The sequence below is a fragment of the Saccharopolyspora sp. NPDC002686 genome, from assembly GCF_040295745.1.
In the GTDB taxonomy this organism is placed as follows: Bacteria; Actinomycetota; Actinomycetes; order Mycobacteriales; family Pseudonocardiaceae; genus Saccharopolyspora; species Saccharopolyspora oryzae.
This window is the reverse complement of the sequence record NZ_JBEOVY010000513.1, coordinates 1-3,861: the sequence shown is the minus strand read 5'-3', so window position 1 is coordinate 3,861 and position 3,861 is coordinate 1. Positions and strand designations below refer to the sequence as shown.

Annotated in this window: 3 protein-coding genes and 1 pseudogene; 2 read left to right on the top strand and 2 right to left on the bottom strand. The window is 71.3% G+C overall.

Going from position 1 to position 3,861, the window contains the following annotated elements:
- Positions 1 to 110, bottom strand: a pseudogene (locus ABTZ89_RS36720) (2Fe-2S iron-sulfur cluster-binding protein); the annotation flags it as partial.
- Between ABTZ89_RS36720 and ABTZ89_RS36715 the strand changes: the two are divergent.
- On the top strand, positions 99 to 1,403 hold the full coding sequence (locus ABTZ89_RS36715) for a DUF3100 domain-containing protein (RefSeq protein WP_351053658.1): 1,305 nt from the start codon (positions 99 to 101) through the stop codon (positions 1,401 to 1,403). The pseudogene ABTZ89_RS36720 and the gene ABTZ89_RS36715 sit on opposite strands and share 12 nt — an antisense overlap.
- A 163-nt stretch (positions 1,404 to 1,566) precedes the next feature.
- Complete coding sequence (locus ABTZ89_RS36710) at positions 1,567 to 3,039, top strand: AMP-binding protein (RefSeq protein ID WP_351053655.1); 1,473 nt, start codon at positions 1,567 to 1,569, stop codon at positions 3,037 to 3,039.
- A 3-nt stretch (positions 3,040 to 3,042) separates the two neighbouring features.
- Here ABTZ89_RS36710 and ABTZ89_RS36705 read toward each other — a convergent pair whose 3' ends face one another.
- The gene (locus ABTZ89_RS36705) at positions 3,043 to 3,747 is read right to left on the bottom strand and encodes a hypothetical protein (protein WP_351053652.1); all 705 of its coding nucleotides are present in this window, start codon (positions 3,745 to 3,747) and stop codon (positions 3,043 to 3,045) included.
- Between the last annotated feature and the right edge of the window lie 114 nt (positions 3,748 to 3,861).

The window sequence follows — 3,861 nt, the reverse complement described above, 5'->3', positions numbered from 1 at the left end:
CAGCGGCACAGGTTCCCGGCCAGCGACTCGCGGATCTCCGCGTCGGAGGGCTTCGGCTTGCGCTCGAGCAGGTCGTGGGTCTGCACCAGCAGGCCACCATGGAGGAAACCATGACCGGATCCACGGTCGCGCAGCCGACAGCGCGCACCACCCCATCGCGCAACCGCGTGATCCTCCTCGTCGTGGTCGCGCTCACCCTGACCGCCGCCGCCGAAGCCATCGGAAGCCACAAGGTCCCGCTGGGACCGGGCGCGATCACGCTGTTCCCCATCATCTGGGGACTGCTGCTCGGCGCTGTGGTGAGCGTTCAGCGGTTCCGCCCGGTGCCGGTGCGGATGCAGAAGGCCGCCACCTACGTCGTGGAGGCGGGCGTGCTGCTGCTCGGCGTGCGCCTGGCGTTCGTGGTGGGGCACGAACTCCCGGTGCTCAAACAGGCCAGCGCCGCGCTGCTGCTGCAGGAGCTGGGCCACCTGTTCGGCACGGTCGTGCTGTCGCTGCCGCTGGCGGTGCTGCTGAAGATGGGCCGTTCCGCCGTCGGCGCCTGCTTCTCCATCGACCGCGAGGCGTCGTTCGCGATGGTCTCGGAGCGGTTCGGCCCCGACTCCGAGGAGTACCGGGGTGTGCTGAGCATGTACATCTTCGGCAGCGTCGTCGGCGCGCTGTACGTGACGCTGCTGGCCAGCTTCCTGGCGGGCACCGGGTTCCTCGACCCGCTGGCGCTGGCCATGGGCACCGGGGTCGGCTCCGGCTCGGTGATGGCCGCCGCATCGGCGGCGATCGCCGCCCAGAACCCGGGGATGGCCGACCAGATCGTGGCGGTGGCGACCGTGAGCAACCTGGTCACCACGCTGCTCGGGCTCTACGTCGGCATGTTCGTCGCGCTCCCGCTGGCCGACCGCTTCTACCGGCTGCTGACCCGCGGCCGCACGATCGCACCCACGACCGGGCCCGCAGTGGCTCCGGTGGCCGGGACCGACGCTTCCGCCGGGTTGCGGCCGCTGGCCGCGATCGGGATCGCGCTGCTGGCCATGATCGTGTCCAACGTCGTGCACACCGGTGGATTCCAGCTGCGGTCCCTGCTCGGGTTCGCCCTGGTCGCCGCCGTGGTCCTGGCCGGGCTCGGGCTCAAGAAGGTGACCGGGCTGCCGGCCGTCGCCGGTACGTCGGTCCTGGCCATCGCGCTCACCTCGCCGATCTCGCCGGTCGCCGACGTGGTGCTGTCGCTGATCGAACCGATCGAGTTCCTCGCCCTGGCGACCCCGATCCTGGTCTTCGCCGGGCTGAGCATCGGCAAGGACGTGCCTGCGCTCAAGCACATCGGCTGGCGGATCGTCCCGGTCGGGCTGGTCTCCTTCGCCGCGTCGTTCCTCATCTCGGCGGTCATCGCGCACGTGCTGCTCTGACCCCGTTTTTCGTGAGTGGCGATGGTCGCAAGAACCACCATCGCCGCTCACGAGAGGTGTGACCGCTAACAGCTCCTCGACGCGCGGTGCGGGCGCTAATACGTTCGGATCTCGGCGCGGCAACACCGCCGCACGCGGACCACCGACGGAGGAGCAACCGGAGATGACCACCGACTCGACGGGCGGTCCCGGCCGGACGGCGCTGGCAGCGCGCTTGCGGGAGCTGGTCGCGCAAGCGCCCGACCGCCCGGCGGTCACCGACGACCACGTCACGCTGACGCGGGCCGAGCTGGACCGGCGCACCAACCAGCTCGCGCGCCGGTTCGCCTCGCTCGGCGTCACCCGCGGGTCGATGGTGTCGATCGCGCTGGTCAACCAGGTGCGGCACCTGGAGTGCTCGATCGCGGCGTGGAAGCTCGGCGCGATTCCCCAGCCGCTGTCGCACCGCCTGCCGCCCGCCGAGCTGTCGGCGCTGCTGGACGTCGCCGACCCGGCGCTGGTGGTCGGGCTCCGGCCGCAGGACGGGCGTCCGTGGCTGCGCGGTGACGAGGACGTCGCGGACGAATCCGACGCCGCTCCGCCGGACGTCATCGGACCGGCGTGGAAGGCCCCGACCTCGGGCGGCAGCACCGGGCGGCCCAAGCTGATCGTGGCTGGTCAGGAGGCCACCGCGGAAGCGGTCCTCGCGGGGGCCGACCACCTCCGCCTGGAACGCGACGGCGTCATGCTCACCACCGCACCGCTGTACCACAACGCGCCCAACATGTTCTCGCTGATCTCGGTGCTCCAGGGCGGCCACGTGGTCCTGATGTCGCGGTTCGACGCCGACCGCGCACTCGGCCTGATCGAGCAGCACGCGGTGACCTGGCTCTACGCGGTCCCCACCATGATGGGGCGGATGCTGCGGCTGCCCGCCGAGCGCCGGGCCGAGGTGGACGTCTCCTCGCTGCGGACGGTCTTCCACATCGGTGCGCCCTGCCCGCAGCACGTCAAGCGCGGCTGGATCGACTGGGTCGGCCCGGAGAAGGTCGTCGAGGTCTACGCGGGCACCGAGGCGCTGGCCAGCACGATGATCGACGGGGTCGAGTGGCTGCAGCGCCCGGGCTCGGTCGGCAAGGTCGCCGCCGGCGAGATCACCGCCCGCGACGAGGAGTTCCGCGAGCTTCCGCCGGGGGAGGTCGGTGAGCTGTGGCTGCGCCCGGCCCCGGGAGCCTCGCCGCCCTACCGCTACGTCGGGGCCGACCCCAGGGCGCGCGACGGCTGGGAATCGCTGGGCGACATGGGGTGCTTCGACGTCGACGGCTACCTCTACCTCGCCGACCGGAGCACGGACGTGGTCCTGGTCGGCGGCGCGAACGTCTACCCGGCGGAGGTCGAGAACGCGCTGGCCGAGCACCCGCACGTCACCTCGAGCGCAGTGATCGGCCTGCCTGACGACGACCTCGGCAACGTGGTCCACGCGATCCTGCAGACCACCGGCCCGGTATCCGACGAAGAACTGCTGGAGCACCTGCGCGCCCGCCTCGCGCCGTACAAGATCCCGAGGTCCTTCGAGTTCACCGGCGAGCCGCTCCGCGACGACGCGGGCAAGGTGCGCCGGAGCGAACTGCGCGCAGCCAGGCTGCGGAAGGACTGACGGTCAGGCCGGGCCGACGGCTCCCCGCCGCTGCGGGCTGATGCTGGGCAGGTGCTCGCGGACCAGCAGCCCGCTCATGGCCAGCAGCCACAGCGCGGTCAGCGCGTTGGGGACGTAGGAGGTGAGCACGCTGTCCGGTGCGAGCACCCCGGCACCGCTGATCACCGTGATCGCGCCCAGAACCCTGATCACGGCGACGAATCCGGTGAACCACCCGGCCCACTTGGGGAACACGTCGGTGCGCGCGATGGCCACCGCGCAGGCCGCCAGAGGCAGCGCCAGGGCCAGCCCGGCCATCGCCCGCACGACGACCAGCGCGGAGTAGGGGATCGAGGCCACCACGAGCAGCATCGGGTGGGTGGTCAACGCCTGGACCACACCGCCGAAGGCCGCCACGCCGAGGAATCCGATGGATGCGGTGATCGCGAACCCGCTGAGCACGACGGCCGGCGCATCGCTGTTCGGATCGGCCAGCCGGAACGCGGTGGCCAGCGTCGCGCCGAACCACATGAACAGCACGACGGCCGCTGCCGCGAGCACGACCGCGGTCATGATCATGCCGCGGGCGAAGAACAGGTAGCTGGCGATGGCGTTGGTGGATTCGGTGATCCGCGGCGCGCCGCGGAGCAGGATGCTCGCGATCACGGCGAGCACGAGCGAAGCGAGACCGGCCAACCCGCCCCAGCGCATTTCGTGACCGTTGCTCATCGGGTCCTCCCGCGGGCTCGGGTGCGGAGAATGCATCGACGATCGCGACTGGCCACCGCGTTGTCACCGGGGAGAAAGTCCCCAATCGCCGCTGTGACGTTGTGCTCTGGAGCC